Origin of the sequence: Pseudalkalibacillus hwajinpoensis, from assembly GCF_015234585.1 — a bacterium.
Classification (GTDB): domain Bacteria; phylum Bacillota; class Bacilli; order Bacillales; family Guptibacillaceae; genus Guptibacillus; species Guptibacillus hwajinpoensis_B.
The window spans coordinates 1,409,264-1,423,662 of sequence record NZ_JADFCM010000001.1; the positions used below are offsets into that span (position 1 = coordinate 1,409,264).

Annotated in this window: 13 protein-coding genes; all 13 read left to right on the forward strand. The window is 39.7% G+C overall.

Translation table 11 applies throughout. The features are described 5' to 3' along the window. Positions 1-19 precede the first annotated feature (19 nt). On the forward strand, positions 20-2,365 hold the full coding sequence (locus IQ283_RS06780; protein ID WP_194219340.1) for an endonuclease MutS2: 2,346 nt from the start codon (positions 20-22) through the stop codon (positions 2,363-2,365). A gap of 17 nt (positions 2,366-2,382) precedes the next feature. Beyond that, positions 2,383-2,790 (forward strand): DUF350 domain-containing protein, encoded by a 408-nt coding sequence (locus IQ283_RS06785; protein WP_194219341.1) that lies wholly within the window; start codon positions 2,383-2,385, stop codon positions 2,788-2,790. Between the two features lie 334 nt (positions 2,791-3,124). Beyond that, positions 3,125-4,819 carry an AMP-binding protein gene (locus IQ283_RS06790; RefSeq protein WP_194219342.1) on the forward strand — a complete coding sequence of 565 codons (1,695 nt, stop codon included), beginning with the start codon at positions 3,125-3,127 and terminating at the stop codon, positions 4,817-4,819. A gap of 256 nt (positions 4,820-5,075) precedes the next feature. Beyond that, complete coding sequence (locus IQ283_RS06795) at positions 5,076-5,669, forward strand: TetR/AcrR family transcriptional regulator (RefSeq protein WP_226614598.1); 594 nt, start codon at positions 5,076-5,078, stop codon at positions 5,667-5,669. Positions 5,670-5,721: 52 nt separating this feature from the next. Continuing rightward, complete coding sequence (locus tag IQ283_RS06800) at positions 5,722-6,495, forward strand: enoyl-CoA hydratase (RefSeq protein ID WP_194219344.1); 774 nt, start codon at positions 5,722-5,724, stop codon at positions 6,493-6,495. Between the two features lie 29 nt (positions 6,496-6,524). Next, positions 6,525-7,295 carry an electron transfer flavoprotein subunit beta/FixA family protein gene (locus IQ283_RS06805; protein WP_194219345.1) on the forward strand — a complete coding sequence of 257 codons (771 nt, stop codon included), beginning with the start codon at positions 6,525-6,527 and terminating at the stop codon, positions 7,293-7,295. 12 nt (positions 7,296-7,307) lie between these two features. Beyond that, on the forward strand, positions 7,308-8,285 hold the full coding sequence (locus IQ283_RS06810) for an electron transfer flavoprotein subunit alpha/FixB family protein (RefSeq protein WP_194219346.1): 978 nt from the start codon (positions 7,308-7,310) through the stop codon (positions 8,283-8,285). Between the two features lie 254 nt (positions 8,286-8,539). After that, positions 8,540-8,851: a thioredoxin gene (trxA, locus tag IQ283_RS06815; protein ID WP_194219347.1), complete on the forward strand. Its 312-nt coding sequence runs from the start codon at positions 8,540-8,542 to the stop codon at positions 8,849-8,851. Between the two features lie 145 nt (positions 8,852-8,996). Further along, positions 8,997-10,193 (forward strand): hypothetical protein, encoded by a 1,197-nt coding sequence (locus IQ283_RS06820; protein WP_194219348.1) that lies wholly within the window; start codon positions 8,997-8,999, stop codon positions 10,191-10,193. Between the two features lie 87 nt (positions 10,194-10,280). Continuing rightward, positions 10,281-11,228 carry an NAD-dependent epimerase/dehydratase family protein gene (locus IQ283_RS06825; RefSeq protein ID WP_194219349.1) on the forward strand — a complete coding sequence of 316 codons (948 nt, stop codon included), beginning with the start codon at positions 10,281-10,283 and terminating at the stop codon, positions 11,226-11,228. Further along, entirely contained in the window at positions 11,201-12,145 is a 945-nt protein-coding gene (locus tag IQ283_RS06830) for a lysylphosphatidylglycerol synthase transmembrane domain-containing protein (RefSeq protein WP_194219350.1), read from the forward strand. Before IQ283_RS06825 ends, IQ283_RS06830 begins: the two co-directional genes overlap by 28 nt. Continuing rightward, positions 12,142-13,605, forward strand: coding sequence for an alkaline phosphatase family protein (locus tag IQ283_RS06835; protein WP_194219351.1), 1,464 nt, complete (start codon positions 12,142-12,144; stop codon positions 13,603-13,605). The genes IQ283_RS06830 and IQ283_RS06835 overlap by 4 nt, the downstream gene beginning before the upstream one ends. Beyond that, complete coding sequence (locus tag IQ283_RS06840) at positions 13,602-14,375, forward strand: glycosyltransferase family 2 protein (protein ID WP_194219352.1); 774 nt, start codon at positions 13,602-13,604, stop codon at positions 14,373-14,375. Before IQ283_RS06835 ends, IQ283_RS06840 begins: the two co-directional genes overlap by 4 nt. Positions 14,376-14,399 lie beyond the last annotated feature (24 nt).

The following is a 14,399-nucleotide window of genomic DNA, read 5'->3' on the forward strand; positions in this document are numbered from 1 at the left end:
TTATTAGGAGGAACGACCATTGCAAAAAAGAGTGTTACGGCTACTCGAATATAATAAAGTGAAAGAACGATTAGGAAAACACGTTTCATCCTCATTAGGAAAACAAAAAGTAGAACAGTTAACCCCTTTGTATTCTTTAGTAGATGTTAACCATCAGTTAGCAGGAACAGAAGAAGGAAGAAAAGTGATCCGTCTTCGTGGTCAAGCTCCGCTTGGTGGCATTCGAGATATTAGACAAAGCGTGAAGCGAGCAGAGATTGGAGGGATGCTAAACCCATCTGAATTACTCGACATCTCGAGTACAATCTACGGCGGTCGTCGATTTAAAACATTTCTTGATAATATGATTGAAGATGGTGTAGAGCTTCCTCTTCTCGGAGATTTAGTTAGTCAAATTATGCCTGAAAATGAGCTGGAGAATGAGATTAACGCCTGCATAGATGAGGACGGGGATTTGCTTGATTCTGCAAGTGATGCACTTCGTCGACTTAGAACCCAGCTTCGTAGCTTTGAATCTCGCGTTCGTGAGAAATTAGAAAGTCTCATTCGATCTTCAAGCACAAGGAAAATGCTTTCAGATGCGCTCATTACCATTCGGAATGAACGGTACGTTATCCCCGTTAAGCAGGAATATAGAGGTTCATTTGGTGGAATGGTCCACGACCAATCCTCTTCTGGTGCGACGTTGTTTATTGAACCACAATCGGTCGTATCAATTAACAACCAGCTAAAAGAAGTAAAAGTTAAGGAAAAACTTGAGATTGAGCGGATCCTAACAGAATTGACTGGACATGTTGCGGAAGCTTCTGAAACGCTTAGACATAATGTTGATGTACTTGCGGATATTGATTTTATTTTTGCGCGTGCCCTATATGCTAACGAATTGAAAGCAACAAATCCTTCCATGAATGATGAGGGGGAACTAGAAATAAGACAGGGAAGACATCCCCTTCTACCTCAAGATGAGGTAGTCCCTTCTTCCCTATTTCTCGGAAAAGACTATTCATCACTAGTTATTACTGGACCAAACACAGGCGGGAAAACAGTTACATTAAAAACGGCAGGACTTCTTACGCTAATGGCTCAATCTGGACTTCATATACCAGCTGATGAAGGATCTACTATGGCTGTCTTTCAAAATATCTTTGCAGACATCGGGGACGAGCAGTCTATCGAGCAAAGCTTAAGTACTTTTTCTTCGCATATGACGAATATCGTTCATATTCTCAAGAACATTGACCACAATAGTCTTGTTCTTTTTGATGAGCTTGGCGCTGGGACCGATCCTCAGGAAGGTGCTGCACTTGCCATATCCATACTTGATTATGTATATAAACGTGGATCAAGAGTTATTGCGACGACACATTACAGTGAATTAAAAGCCTATGCATATAATCGAGAAGGCGTGATGAATGCCAGTGTAGAATTTGATGTTGAGACACTACGCCCCACGTATCGCCTATTAATTGGAGTGCCAGGCCGCAGTAATGCATTTGAGATTTCAAGACGCCTCGGGCTGATGGATGATATTATTGAGGATGCACGATCTCAAATATCAAGCGAAAGTAACAAAGTTGATCGGATGATTTCATCGCTTGAAGATAGCCAGAAGCAAGCCGAATTAGATCGAGAAGGAGCGTCTGAACTTAGAAAAGAAGCAGAGTCACTTAAGAATGACTTGGAAAAGCAGCTTGAGAAATTTGAAAAACAGCGAGAGCGACTTTTTGAGGAAGCGGAACAGAAAGCTGCTGAAGAAGTAGAAAAAGCACAAGAACAAGCCAAGAAAATCATTCAGGAACTGCGTACATTCCAAAATGGATCTGTTAAAGAACACCAATTGATTGATGCTCAAAAGCAGCTTGAAGATGCGAAACCCGAATTGAAATCTTCAAAACCAAAGCCTAAAAAAGCCCAAACTAAATCATATCAACCAGGTGATGAAGTGAAGGTGATTAGCTTTAACCAAAAGGGGCACATTGTTGAGCAAGTCGGGAAGAACGAATACCAGGTTCAACTTGGGATAATGAAAATGAATGTTAAGGCAAATGACCTGGAAGCGATTAAATCAAAACCGGTCGTTGAGCGAAAGCCGTTTGTGACAGTTCGTGGAAGTGATAGTCGAGTGAAAACTGAACTTGATTTGCGAGGTAAAAGGTATGAAGATGCTCAAATGGAAGTTGAGCGCTATATCGACGATGCCTTACTTGCTGGGTATAACCAGGTCTCAATCATTCATGGTAAAGGAACGGGTGCACTTAGAAAAGGTGTCCATGAATGGTTGAAACGTCATTCCCGAGTGAAAAATCTTCGCATGGGTGGAATGAATGAAGGCGGCGGTGGTGTAACTGTCGTTGAATTGAAGTAGAGAAAGGAATTTACACAATGGATCAATTATGGGAGAGTGTCGCATTTCAAACTGCAGCGAATTATAGCGTAGTGATTGTTTGTATGATTGTGTTTCTTTCAGTATTTGAATTTGTAACGTCCTATCGTAACTGGGAAGAAATCCAAAAAGGTAACCTCGCAGTAGCGATGGCTACTGGAGGTAAAATATTTGGTATTGCGAATATCTTTCGTTTTTCAATTGAGCATAATGATTCACTTGTGACCATGATGGGGTGGGGGGTCTTTGGATTTGTCCTTCTATTAATTGGTTACTTCACCTTTGAGTTTTTAACACCTAAATTTAGGATTGATAAAGAAATTACAGCAGACAATCGAGCGGTAGGATTCATTTCTATGGTTATTTCGATTGGTTTGTCCTTTGTTATAGGGGCAGGAATTTCGTAAGGGGAGCACATATGGAGACTTTATGGAAAGTTCTTATGGTTGTATCAGGGATATTCTTTATTGCGGGCATTGTTTATTTATTTTATTTTGTATGATCGTTCAAGAAGAGCAGGTACTTTACCTGTTCTTTTTTTGTTCAAAATTCTGTGCGCTCTTATCACAACTTAACCTAATTATGGATAATGTCGTATGCTCGTCTATCTTTTACGACTTAAAATGCCAATGTATTCAAAAAATTAAAAAAAAGATAGGATATTTGAAGCGTTTTCATTATAATTATCATATAGAGAGAGTTTTGGTTTGGAAGGAGTCGTGAAAGGGAGGTTGATGAAAATTGACAAACAATGGCGCAAAAGAATGGTTTGATTATTACCAAGAAGGAGTACCGACTTCAATAGAGTATGAGGAAAAACCCCTCCATGCGTATCTTGTTGATGCAGCTACAAAACATCCTAACAAAAAGGCAGTTCACTTCCTGGGAAAAGAACTTACCTTTCAGGAGTTATTTCATCGCTCAAGACGACTTGCGAATTCATTGCGTGATCACGGTCTGAGCAAGGGCGGGAGAGTATCGATCATGCTTCCTAATTGCCCTCAAGCTGTGATTAGTTATTACGCTGTATTGATGGCTGGGGGAGTGGTCGTTCAGACGAATCCACTATACATGGAGAGGGAACTAGAACATCAATTAACAGATTCTAAGGCGGATATGATGATCTGTCTTGATCTTGTTTTACCGAAAGTATTAAAAGTAAAAGATAAAACAGTACTAAAGCACATTGTTGTAACGAAGATTCAGGAGTATTTACCTTTTCCTAAAAATGTTCTGTATCCACTCGTGCAAAAGCAAAAGAAGCAGGGATTACTTGTTGAAATGCCTTCAACAGACCAAATTCATAGCTTTTTGGAATGGGTGGCAAACGGTAGTAACGATGATATACATGTTAATGTGGATTCCAAAGAAGATTTGGCTCTTCTTCAATACACTGGGGGAACTACAGGTCTCGCAAAAGGAGTTATGTTGACACACTATAACCTCGTTGTTAATACGATGCAATGTAAGAACTGGATTCGTGATGCTAAATATGGCGAAGAGAGTGTGATGGGAATTCTCCCGTTTTTCCATGTTTACGGAATGACTTGTGTGATGAACTTATCGATTATGTATGCTGCCAAAATGATCATACTTCCAAAGTTTGAACCTAAAGACACATTAAAAACGATTCAAAAACAAAAGCCAACCTTATTTCCAGGTGCACCAACTATTTATATCTCTTTATTAAATGATCCGAATATCGATCGCTATGATCTCTCGTCTATTAAGGCTTGTATTAGCGGTTCAGCTCCACTTCCAATTGAAATCCAACAAAAATTTCAAGAGAAGATTAGCGGTCGTTTAGTGGAAGGTTATGGTTTAACAGAGTCATCTCCTGTAACCCATTCCAATCCTTTATCAGATGGTACTGTTGTTGGTAGTATCGGTTTACCTTGGCCAGACACAGATGCAAAAATTGTGAACGCTGCAAATGAAGAAGCTGAAGTGAAGGAAATCGGCGAATTAATTGTAAAAGGTCCACAGGTGATGAAGGGGTATTGGAATCTACCAGATGAAACCGCTGCCGTATTGAAGGATGACTGGCTTTATACTGGTGACATGGCTTATAGAGATGAGAAGGGCTACTTTTATGTCGTTGATCGGAAAAAGGATATGATTATTGCAGGCGGATATAACATTTATCCACGCGAAGTTGAAGAAGTTTTATATGAACACCCAGCAGTTCAAGAAGCCGTTATTATTGGTGTACCTGATGCTTATAGAGGAGAAACAGTGAAAGCATTCGTTGTGTTAAAAAGTAACGTTGAAATAACAGAAGATGATTTAAATCAACATTGTCGACGTTACCTTGCTGCTTATAAGGTACCTCGATTATATGAATTTCGGGAGGAGCTTCCTAAAACAACCGTTGGGAAAATTCTACGTCGTGTTCTAGTCGACGAAGAGAAAGTTAAACAAAACCAATCGATGTAGCGATTGGTTTTGTTTTTTGGTTTCAGTTAAATCAATACGTATTAAATAAAAAATTCCAATTAAAACTCCGGAAAGATTCGCACATTTCTGCTTATTATGATATGATGAATTTGCAAAATAACTCTCAATTCCAACCGAGCGCTCGTTCAGAAATCTTATGTTGACAATAGCATAGTCGTATCGCTACAATAAGATTATGAATGAATGCTCATTCATTTTGAATGAGTGCCGGATAAAGAATAAGGGAGAGCTTCATATGGTTGAAAAGGGGAAAAAAAGGGGTCCGAAATACGACAAAATCATTGATGCGGCTGTTGTTGTCATTGCTCAAAATGGTTATCATCAAGCGCAAGTATCCAAAATTGCGCGTGAAGCAGGCGTGGCAGACGGTACGATCTACCTTTATTTTAAGAATAAAGAGGATTTGTTAATTTCGTTGTTTCAGAAAAAAATGGGAAGTTTTATCGATAAGACAGAGGAACAAATTGTAAAGAAAGATAATGCAATGGATAAATTGTTCACGCTTATTGATATGCACTTTAAACATCTAGGTTCTGATTATGAGCTTGCTATCGTCACGCAATTGGAACTAAGACAAACAAATAAAGCCCTTCGAGCACAAATTGGCGAAGTACTTAAGAAATACCTTACGCTCGTTGATCACATTTTGCATGAGGGAATTAAATCAGGATTGTTTATTGAGGAACTAGATATTCGTCTCGCAAGACAAATGATCTTTGGGACACTCGATGAAACCGTAACGAATTGGGTTATGAAAGACCACAAATTTGAATTAGAACCACTTGCTAAGCCACTTCATAATCTTTTGATCAATGGCTTAAGCAAATAAATAGAGACCCCGGCTTTGACTGGGGTCACAAAGTTTTGAGAGGAGTGGAGAAGTGGAATTCATTAACATTTCAACTGAAAACAAAGTGGCACAAATTACGCTGAACCGTCCACCAGCTAATGCAGTGGCATCGGACGTATTGCGAGAATTGTCAGAAGCATTCTCTCAAATTGAAAACGATCCAGCAACAAAGGTTATATTGCTCTCTGGAGAAGGAAGGTTTTTCTCAGCAGGAGCTGATATTAAAGAGTTTACAACGGTTAGCACTGAAGAGGGATTTGCTGATTTGGGGAGCTTCGGTCAACAATTATTCGACAAAATGGAAGCGTTCCCAAAACCGATCATCGCTGCTATTCATGGTGCTGCGCTTGGTGGTGGACTAGAACTTGCAATGGCATGTCATATTCGTCTTGTAACTGAAGATGCAAAGCTAGGTCTTCCCGAACTACAGCTAGGTTTGGTACCTGGATTTGCAGGTACTCAAAGGTTGCCAGCATTAGTGGGAAAAGCAAAAGCAACAGAGATGCTGCTAACCAGCGAGCCAATTTCAGGACGTGAAGCTGTTGCAACTGGTTTAGCGAATCAGATGTATACCGAAGAAGAGCTTCTTCCGAAAGCGAAAGAGCTTGCTGAGAAGATTGCTATGAAGAGCGCTGTGGCAGTTGGTTATGCACTTAAACTTCTTACTTATTCTAAATCAGAAAAGTTTGATGAAGGCGTTCAAAAAGAAAAAGAGTATTTTGGAAAGGCATTTGCTTCAGAAGATGGCCAAGAAGGCATTCGAGCCTTCATCGAGAAGCGTCAGCCAAACTTTCAAGATAAATAAGGTGAACTATTTCAGGGAGGGATAAAGATATGAACATTTATGTCATTATGAAAAGAACGTTTGATACTGAAGAAAAAATCGTAATTGAAAATGGGAGAATTAGTGAAGAAGGCGTTGAATTTATTATTAATCCATACGATGAGTATGCCATTGAAGAAGCGATCCAACTTCGCGACGATCATGGCGGAGAAGTAACGGTTGTAAGCATTGGTGACGAAGAAGTTGAAAAAGAGTTAAGAACAGCTCTAGCGATGGGCGCAGACAAGGCAGTTCTCATTAACAATGAAGACATTGATGAGAGTGATCAGTATACGACGACTGCCCTTCTTGCTGCTTATTTTGAAGATAAGGAATATGACATTATCCTTGGCGGGAATGTTTCTAATGATAACAGCACTGGTCAGATTGGACCGCGTCTTGCTGAAAAACTTGGAATCGCTTACGTAACAACGATTACGAAGCTTGATATTGATGGAACAACAGCGACAATGGAACGTGATGTTGAAGGTGATATGGAAGTTGTTGAAGCACAGCTGCCGTTACTTGTAACAGCACAGCAGGGACTTAACGAACCTCGTTATCCATCACTTCCAGGGATTATGAAGGCTAAGAAAAAGCCACTTGAAGAAATCGACTACGACGATCTTGATATAGATGAAGACGAGATCGAAGCTAAAACGGAAACAATTGAAGTTTATTTGCCACCAAAGAAAGAAGCTGGCAAAGTACTTGAAGGTGAAATTGGAGATCAAGTAGAAGAATTAGTGAAATTACTTCGCCAGGAAGCGAAAGTTATATAGGAGGGAATCATCATGGCCAAAAAAGTACTCGTATTCGCAGAAGCTCGTGACAATGAATTACGAAATGTATCATTTGAAGCAATTGGTGCTGGGAAAGAAATCGCAGCCGGTGGTGAAGTGATTGCAGCAATTGCTGGTGAAAGTATTAGTTCTTTAACAGACCAACTATTTCACTACGGAGCAGACCGTGTGATTAAAGTAGAAGATGAAAAGCTTAAAAACTATACAAGTGATGGATATGGTCAGGCATTTTTGCAAATCGTTCAGAGCGTCGATCCGGATGCTATTTTAATGCCCCATACGTCAATGGGCAAAGATCTAGCACCACGTCTTGCAAGTAAGCTTGACGCTGGACTTGTCTCCGATGCTACGGGTATTGAACTTGATGGTGAAGATGTCGTATTTACACGTCCAATTTACTCTGGTAAAGCTTTTGAGAAGAAAAAAGTAAAAGAAGGCGTTGTTCTTGCAACGATTCGTCCAAATAATATTTCTGCTCTTGAAATCGATGAATCACGCTCTGGTGAAGTCTTTGAAGAAACCGTAGAAATAAAGGACCTTCGTACGATCGTGAAAGAAGTGGTCCGTAAATCTACATCAGGTGTTGACCTTTCAGAAGCAAAAGTGATTGTAGCCGGCGGCCGAGGCGTTAAAAGTGAAGAAGGATTTGAACCACTTCAAGAACTTGCGGATCTTCTCGGTGCTGCTGTAGGCGCGTCCCGCGGTGCTTGTGACGCTGACTATTGTGATTACTCCCTTCAGATTGGGCAAACAGGGAAAGTAGTTACACCTGACCTCTATATTGCTTGCGGTATTTCTGGTGCTATTCAACACTTAGCAGGAATGTCTAACTCGAAAGTGATTGTAGCAATTAATAAAGACCCTGAAGCAAGCATTTTTAATGTTGCAGATTATGGTATTGTTGGTGATCTCTTTGAGGTTGTACCATTACTTACACAGGAGTTTAAGAAAGTATTGCAAACAAGCTAAGAAAAAAAGCGAGCTTATCTAGCTCGCTTTTTGTATAGAGATCATTACGATCTTATTTCATTATTTCAGGCTCGTTTTATTAATGAAGAGATAGGGAACAATGAAATTAAGTCAAAAGAATGGAATCAGAAAGAGTATTAATGATATACTCATTTTGTGCCTATTGATATGAAATCAAATTGGCAGAGCACACTGAGGCAACCGGCCTTAACCTGGTAAACTCAAGTGATAATGTTTAAGGAGGAAGATACAGTATGGCTATCGTACACGCAACAGATCAAAGTTTCGCACAAGAAACAAGTGAAGGTCTCGTTCTTGCAGACTTCTGGGCACCATGGTGTGGTCCTTGTAAAATGATTGCTCCAGTACTAGAAGAGCTTGATTCTGAGATGAGCGACGTAAAAGTTGTAAAGCTTGACGTTGACGAAAATCAGGAAACAGCAAGTAAATTTGGGGTAATGAGTATCCCAACACTACTTGTATTCAAAAATGGTGAGGTAGTTGACCAGGTTGTCGGCTTCCAACCAAAAGAAGCACTTGCACAAACGCTTTCTAAGCATCAATAATTAGTTAAGTTTCAAACACTCTGATCTGTTTTAAGATCAGGGTGTTTTTTTTATGTTATCTCCAGATGAAACGGTATTGACACTGATAATCGTTCTCGATATAATCATCATGGATATAAGACCTGACGAAAAGGAGTTTTACATAATGAAGAAATCGGCTATGCTATTCACTTCTATTACGCTTGCAGCTACGGTTCTTGCTGCTTGTGGTAATGATTCTGAAAATGCTACAAACACAGAAAATAACAGTTCTAAGCAAGAACAAACGAATTCTGATGATAAGTCTAGTGAGATGTCAATTGAAAGCGCTGCTACTACGAAACAAGTAGAAGCTTATCAGACGATTACTGATGAACTAAACAAAATGAAGGAAGATCAAGAAGTAGATTGGGAGTTAGTTGAAACTACCTACACTAGTGACCTAAAGAGCGCTGTGAATGAAATTGATAATGAGTTTGATACATTTATCTCTACTGGAATTCAAGCTGGAAAATCTGGAGAGCTTGATAAGAATGTAGCTCGTCAGATCATTGATAAAGGGACACAGTCATACTTTTATCAAAAGCAAAAATCCCTTCAACAGGCAGTGATTGATGCGAAGGATGCTAACAAAGAAGATGAGGCTATGCTTCATTTTGAAGAAATACAATTACTAGCAGAAAAAGTATTTGTTCCTACAGCCGAAAAACGCGACTCCTACTATGAACTTGATGGAGATTCAAGTATTGTTGAGAATATTAACAATGGCCTATCAGCGCAGGAACAGGCGCTTTCTGAAGGGAATATGGAAGATTTTGCTGTGACGAAGCAAGTAACGGATAAGTCCATTTATAAGAGCTACTACTTAGCTTCTAATTCCTATGCAGAAAAGATTGAAGAAGCGGTAAAGACTGGTGAAACAGATGAGTTACAAGTGATGCAAACAGAAGCTCTCGGTTTTTATCAAGCAATAAAAGGATCACTCTCAGGCGGCGATGAAGAAGCGGCTGAGAAGTTAAGCGAATTATTCGATATAAGTAACGATCCAGAGGCAATCAAAGCTGATGAAGTAAACGATTTGTTCGCAAAAGCGTTTACAGGAAAAATCAAAGGATATCACGAGAAAGTAGCTGAGCTAGCTAAAGAAGACAAGCTTTCTGAAGGTAAAGAAGCTGCAATGGAAGCCAATGTATTCTTAAAAGCGATTGAAATGCCATTAATGGAGGCAATCGGTGAAGAGGAAACGGATGCAGTCTATGAAGACGCACAAAACTGGTTTGATGCAGTTGCTAGTGAGAATGCAGATGAAGTGCAAAAGCTAAGTGATCGCATTTTGACCGAACTAGAAAGTGTAGTAGAATAGCTTTAGATTGAAATGGCCGCTAAATGCGGCCATTTCTCTTGTAGGACGGATTAATTTGAAACACTGAAAAATATAGGAGTGCCTGAGATGAAAATACTCATTACTGGCGGGGCAGGTTTTATAGGAAGTAGCCTTGCAAAGTCGCTTTTAACAGCTGGTCACGATGTCTCAATCATTGACCATTTCTCTTCCTATTATGATATTAATCGAAAAGAAGAACATCTAGAAGAAGTGAAAAAAGCTGGGTCAATTAAAGTTCACGTTTTTGATTTATTAGATCATGAAAAAACGGATGCTCACTTCAAAGAGCATTCTTACGATAAGGTGATTCATCTTGCTGCACTTCCAGGAGTTCAATATTCATTAACACATCCACATGACTATATTGATCAAGATATCAAAGTAGTGGTAAATGTATTAAAAGCTGCGGGTGATGCGGGAGTCCCCCATGTTTTATTTGGTTCTTCTTCATCAGTATACGGTAATCGTGAGAATGGCCCGGTGTTAGAAGATGAGGCAAATGGCAAAGTGAAGTCTCCGTATGCAGCTGCTAAAGCTGGAGCAGAATCTTTTTGCCATGCGTATCAATCGCTTTACGGCTTTAAGTTAACGGTTTTACGATTTTTTACAGTGTATGGGCCATGGGGCCGTCCCGATATGGCGATTCCTCTATTTATTAATAAGTTAATAAAGGGGGAGGAAATCATTGTTTATGATCGTGACCAGTCTAGGGACTTTACGTATATTGATGACATTGTTACAGGTATAACATTAGCATTCGAACAAAAAGGAATATCAGAGATTTATAATCTCGGTTCGGGTACACCGATTCAGCTTAATGAACTTATTACTTCGCTTGGTGTCTATTTTCCTGATGCGAAAATACTTGATGGAACATTTCGTCCAGGGGATGTAAGGCATACTTGGAGCGGTATTAGTAAGGCTAGGGAAGAATTGGGATATACTCCGAAGGTGAAGTTTGAGGAAGGATTAAGAAGGACAATCGAATGGGCAAAAAAATATCACGCTTATTAAAGTGGTCATTTGGAATTGGCCTATTCATTTCATTTGGATTTCTTCTTTTTCAAGAGTTTAATCTGTCGAGCCTTTTAGCTCTTACCTCTGAATTGCTAAGTGAACCATGGTGGTTAATCGCTATGATAACTGGATATACATGTTCTTTTTTATTGCGTAGTTGGTGCTGGCGATTACTTGTTGATAAGAATATATCAGTTAGGGTTTATTTAGCAGGGGTTTTTTATAGTCTCTTTTTTAACCATCTACTTCCTTTCAAGGGCGGAGAGGCTGTGCGTATGGGAGTGCTTGCGCAGAAACAAAAAGGGCGATGGGGAATGGCTATTCAATCCGTGCTCGTTCTCAGGTTAATTGATCTCTTCTGGTTGGGGGTTTTTTCAGTTATTGGGGCGGACCTTATTGGGATTGATATCAACCTGACTTTTTTCATAACAGCGCTTGTTATTTTTGGTGTTACCGTGAGTGGGTTGATTATCTATCTGAAAAAACATCACGCTGCTTCTTTTTTTAATAAGCAGCTAACTACCATGCAGACTCTTGTAAGTTCACCACATATGGTGCTTGTTCTAACGCTATCTTGTATAAGCTGGGTAGCTGAAGGAATCGTCGTATTTAGCGTAGCGAGTCTTATTGGACATCTGTTTACATATTCAGATGCCATGTGGGTTACATCATTATCAGTCGGATCTGGTGTCTTTCAATTAGCTCCAGGTGGCTTTGCGACTTACGAAAGTGTGATGAGCTTTTCACTTAATCGGGTAGGTTTCGGATGGGAAGAAGCCCTTTCAATTGCGATTGTCACGCATGCATTTAAGTATATTTATTCTTTTGGCGCTGGATTAGTGGCGTTCTATCTTTATCCTCTTCGATTACAGGAGTTGAAGTCGTTTATGAATAAGAAAGGAGAAACATCATGAAACAAGCGTCAGGCTTTGAAAAGATAGCAGCAAGATGCTGGAATCTGTTAAATGAAGGTAAGCCATTTACACCAATCTTTGTTACAGGGACAATTTTGTTATTTTACATTTCACAATGGACTTCTATAGAGTTCTGGGGGGCTTTCTTTGTTGGACTAGGCGTCGTATTGCCTCTTTTAGTACTCTACTACGTTTATGATTACCCATTATTTTTACGAAATTATTTATGGATGCCTCTAATTGGGTACCTGCTGATTTTTGATTCATTTTCACTTCAAGTAGCCATGCTAGGTATAGGTCTCTATTTTTTCTTTACTGTCTTTTTCTGGGGAACATTCTATTACCATCTTCGAATTGGAACGAGCTGGCTTAACTTCACTCGTTTTTGGAAGTTAGTGCTTAAGAATAGCGATTCTACTAGTGGTAACGCGCAAGAACAACTTCCGAAGTTTTTATTAATTCTACCATTATGGGTGATGGTTATTGACTCTTCAGTAAAGAATGAAATGACTTTTGAATGGACGACTCTTGTTTTCTTTTATGCAGGAATTTGGTTATTTAGTTTTATTCTTCACCATTACTTATTTGACTGGAAGCCCGCAATTAAATCAGATTATACGAAAGCTGTGCCACCTACGTCGACTAATGAGCGTGTCATTATGATTGTAATCGATGGAATGCGAAAAGAACGATTCCAGGAAGCCAATACGCCTTTTCTTGATTCATTAAAGAAAAATGGGACAGAATACAGTCAAATGGAGACGGTATACCCTGCGCGTACAGTTGTTTGCTTCTCCTCGATGATGACAGGTACATATCCTCTTGAGCATGGTATTAAGTCCAATATGGTTTGGAATCTTGGAGTGAAAGTAGAGACGATCTTTGATTCGTTAAGAAAAGTTGGGAAAACAGGAAGGTTACTCGGTATTGCCCACCTTGTTGACGCTATGGGAGATGACGTAGATACTGTAACGGCAGTTATGAATAACGATGTGGCTGATACGAAAATTATGGAGGGCGCTCGTCAGATTATGTTAGATAAAAACCCTGACTTTTTCACTGTACAGCTTATTGGGACCGACCAAACTGGTCATGCGAGAGGAGTCTTTTATGATGATTACATTCAAAAAATTGAAGAAGCTGATAAATTAGTGGAAGATTACGTTGGTTTTCTTGAAGTGAATGGGTTTATGGAAAATACAACACTCATTGTTTGTGCCGATCATGGACAAGCAGATGGCATTGGGGGACATGGTCATCTTGATGAAGGAGAACGATTTGTTCCATTCTTTATGAATGGGCCATTTATCGAAAAGGGGAAAATTGTAGAAGAAAGGCATAGCCTTACTTCAGTAGCGCCAACCGTTGCTCATTTATTAGGTGCCCCTATCCCTTCACATAGTAGAGGAGCGATACTAGAAGAAGCGCTTCAGGATAGGAAGGAAGACATTATCAAATGAAACAGCATGTGATTGTTTTTTTACCCGCGCATAATGAAGAGCATGCCATTGGAGAAGTGATTAAGCAAATTCCTAGAAGTATTCATCCTTCTGTTCAGGTGAGCGTTCTCGTAATCGATGATGGCTCAACAGATCGGACAGTAGAAGTAGCCAAAAAGGCTGGAGCTAACTATATTTATTCTTTTGATAACAATCAAGGTCTTGGTGCCGCAGTTCGAAAGGGGCTTTCCTATTCAGTAGAATTAGGTGCTGACATAGGTGTGATGCTTGACGCGGATAATGAATACCCCGCCTGGCAATTAGCTGACCTTCTCGAACCTCTATTCAAAGGGGAGGCAGACTACGTGATGGGTTCTCGTTTTAAAGGTACGATTGATGGGATGCGACTTCATCGTCGTTTAGGCAATTATTGTTTTACATTTATTCAGTCCCTTCTTTTACAAAGGTGGATTTATGATGGTCAGTCTGGGATGAGAGTTTTCTCTAGACAAGCTATGGAGCATGGAGAAATCATTCATGACTACAACTATGCACAGGTCATTACATTGAACCTTGTTCGAAAAGGATTTAGAGTTAAAGAAGTTCCAATTACGTACCAGGTTCGATCTACTGGTGAATCATATATTAAGTTTAAAGCGTATTTAACATCTGTTTTACCGGCTATTTTGAAAGAAATGATGCGACCAGTTCACAAGGTGTCGATTGACTATAGTGCGCATAAAATCTTGCCTGGACACATTACAAGTATGGTGGCAGAAAAGTCACACTAATTGCAGATCTGTTATTGACTTCAA

Coding starts and splice junctions, on each gene's coding strand:
- IQ283_RS06785 (WP_194219341.1), top strand. CDS start 2,383: ATGGATCAATTATGGGAGAGTGTCGCATTTCAAACTGCAGCGAATTAT.
- IQ283_RS06795 (WP_226614598.1), top strand. CDS start 5,076: ATGGTTGAAAAGGGGAAAAAAAGGGGTCCGAAATACGACAAAATCATT.
- IQ283_RS06805 (WP_194219345.1), top strand. CDS start 6,525: ATGAACATTTATGTCATTATGAAAAGAACGTTTGATACTGAAGAAAAA.
- IQ283_RS06810 (WP_194219346.1), top strand. CDS start 7,308: ATGGCCAAAAAAGTACTCGTATTCGCAGAAGCTCGTGACAATGAATTA.
- trxA (WP_194219347.1), top strand. CDS start 8,540: ATGGCTATCGTACACGCAACAGATCAAAGTTTCGCACAAGAAACAAGT.
- IQ283_RS06820 (WP_194219348.1), top strand. CDS start 8,997: ATGAAGAAATCGGCTATGCTATTCACTTCTATTACGCTTGCAGCTACG.
- IQ283_RS06825 (WP_194219349.1), top strand. CDS start 10,281: ATGAAAATACTCATTACTGGCGGGGCAGGTTTTATAGGAAGTAGCCTT.
- IQ283_RS06830 (WP_194219350.1), top strand. CDS start 11,201: ATGGGCAAAAAAATATCACGCTTATTAAAGTGGTCATTTGGAATTGGC.
- IQ283_RS06835 (WP_194219351.1), top strand. CDS start 12,142: ATGAAACAAGCGTCAGGCTTTGAAAAGATAGCAGCAAGATGCTGGAAT.
- IQ283_RS06840 (WP_194219352.1), top strand. CDS start 13,602: ATGAAACAGCATGTGATTGTTTTTTTACCCGCGCATAATGAAGAGCAT.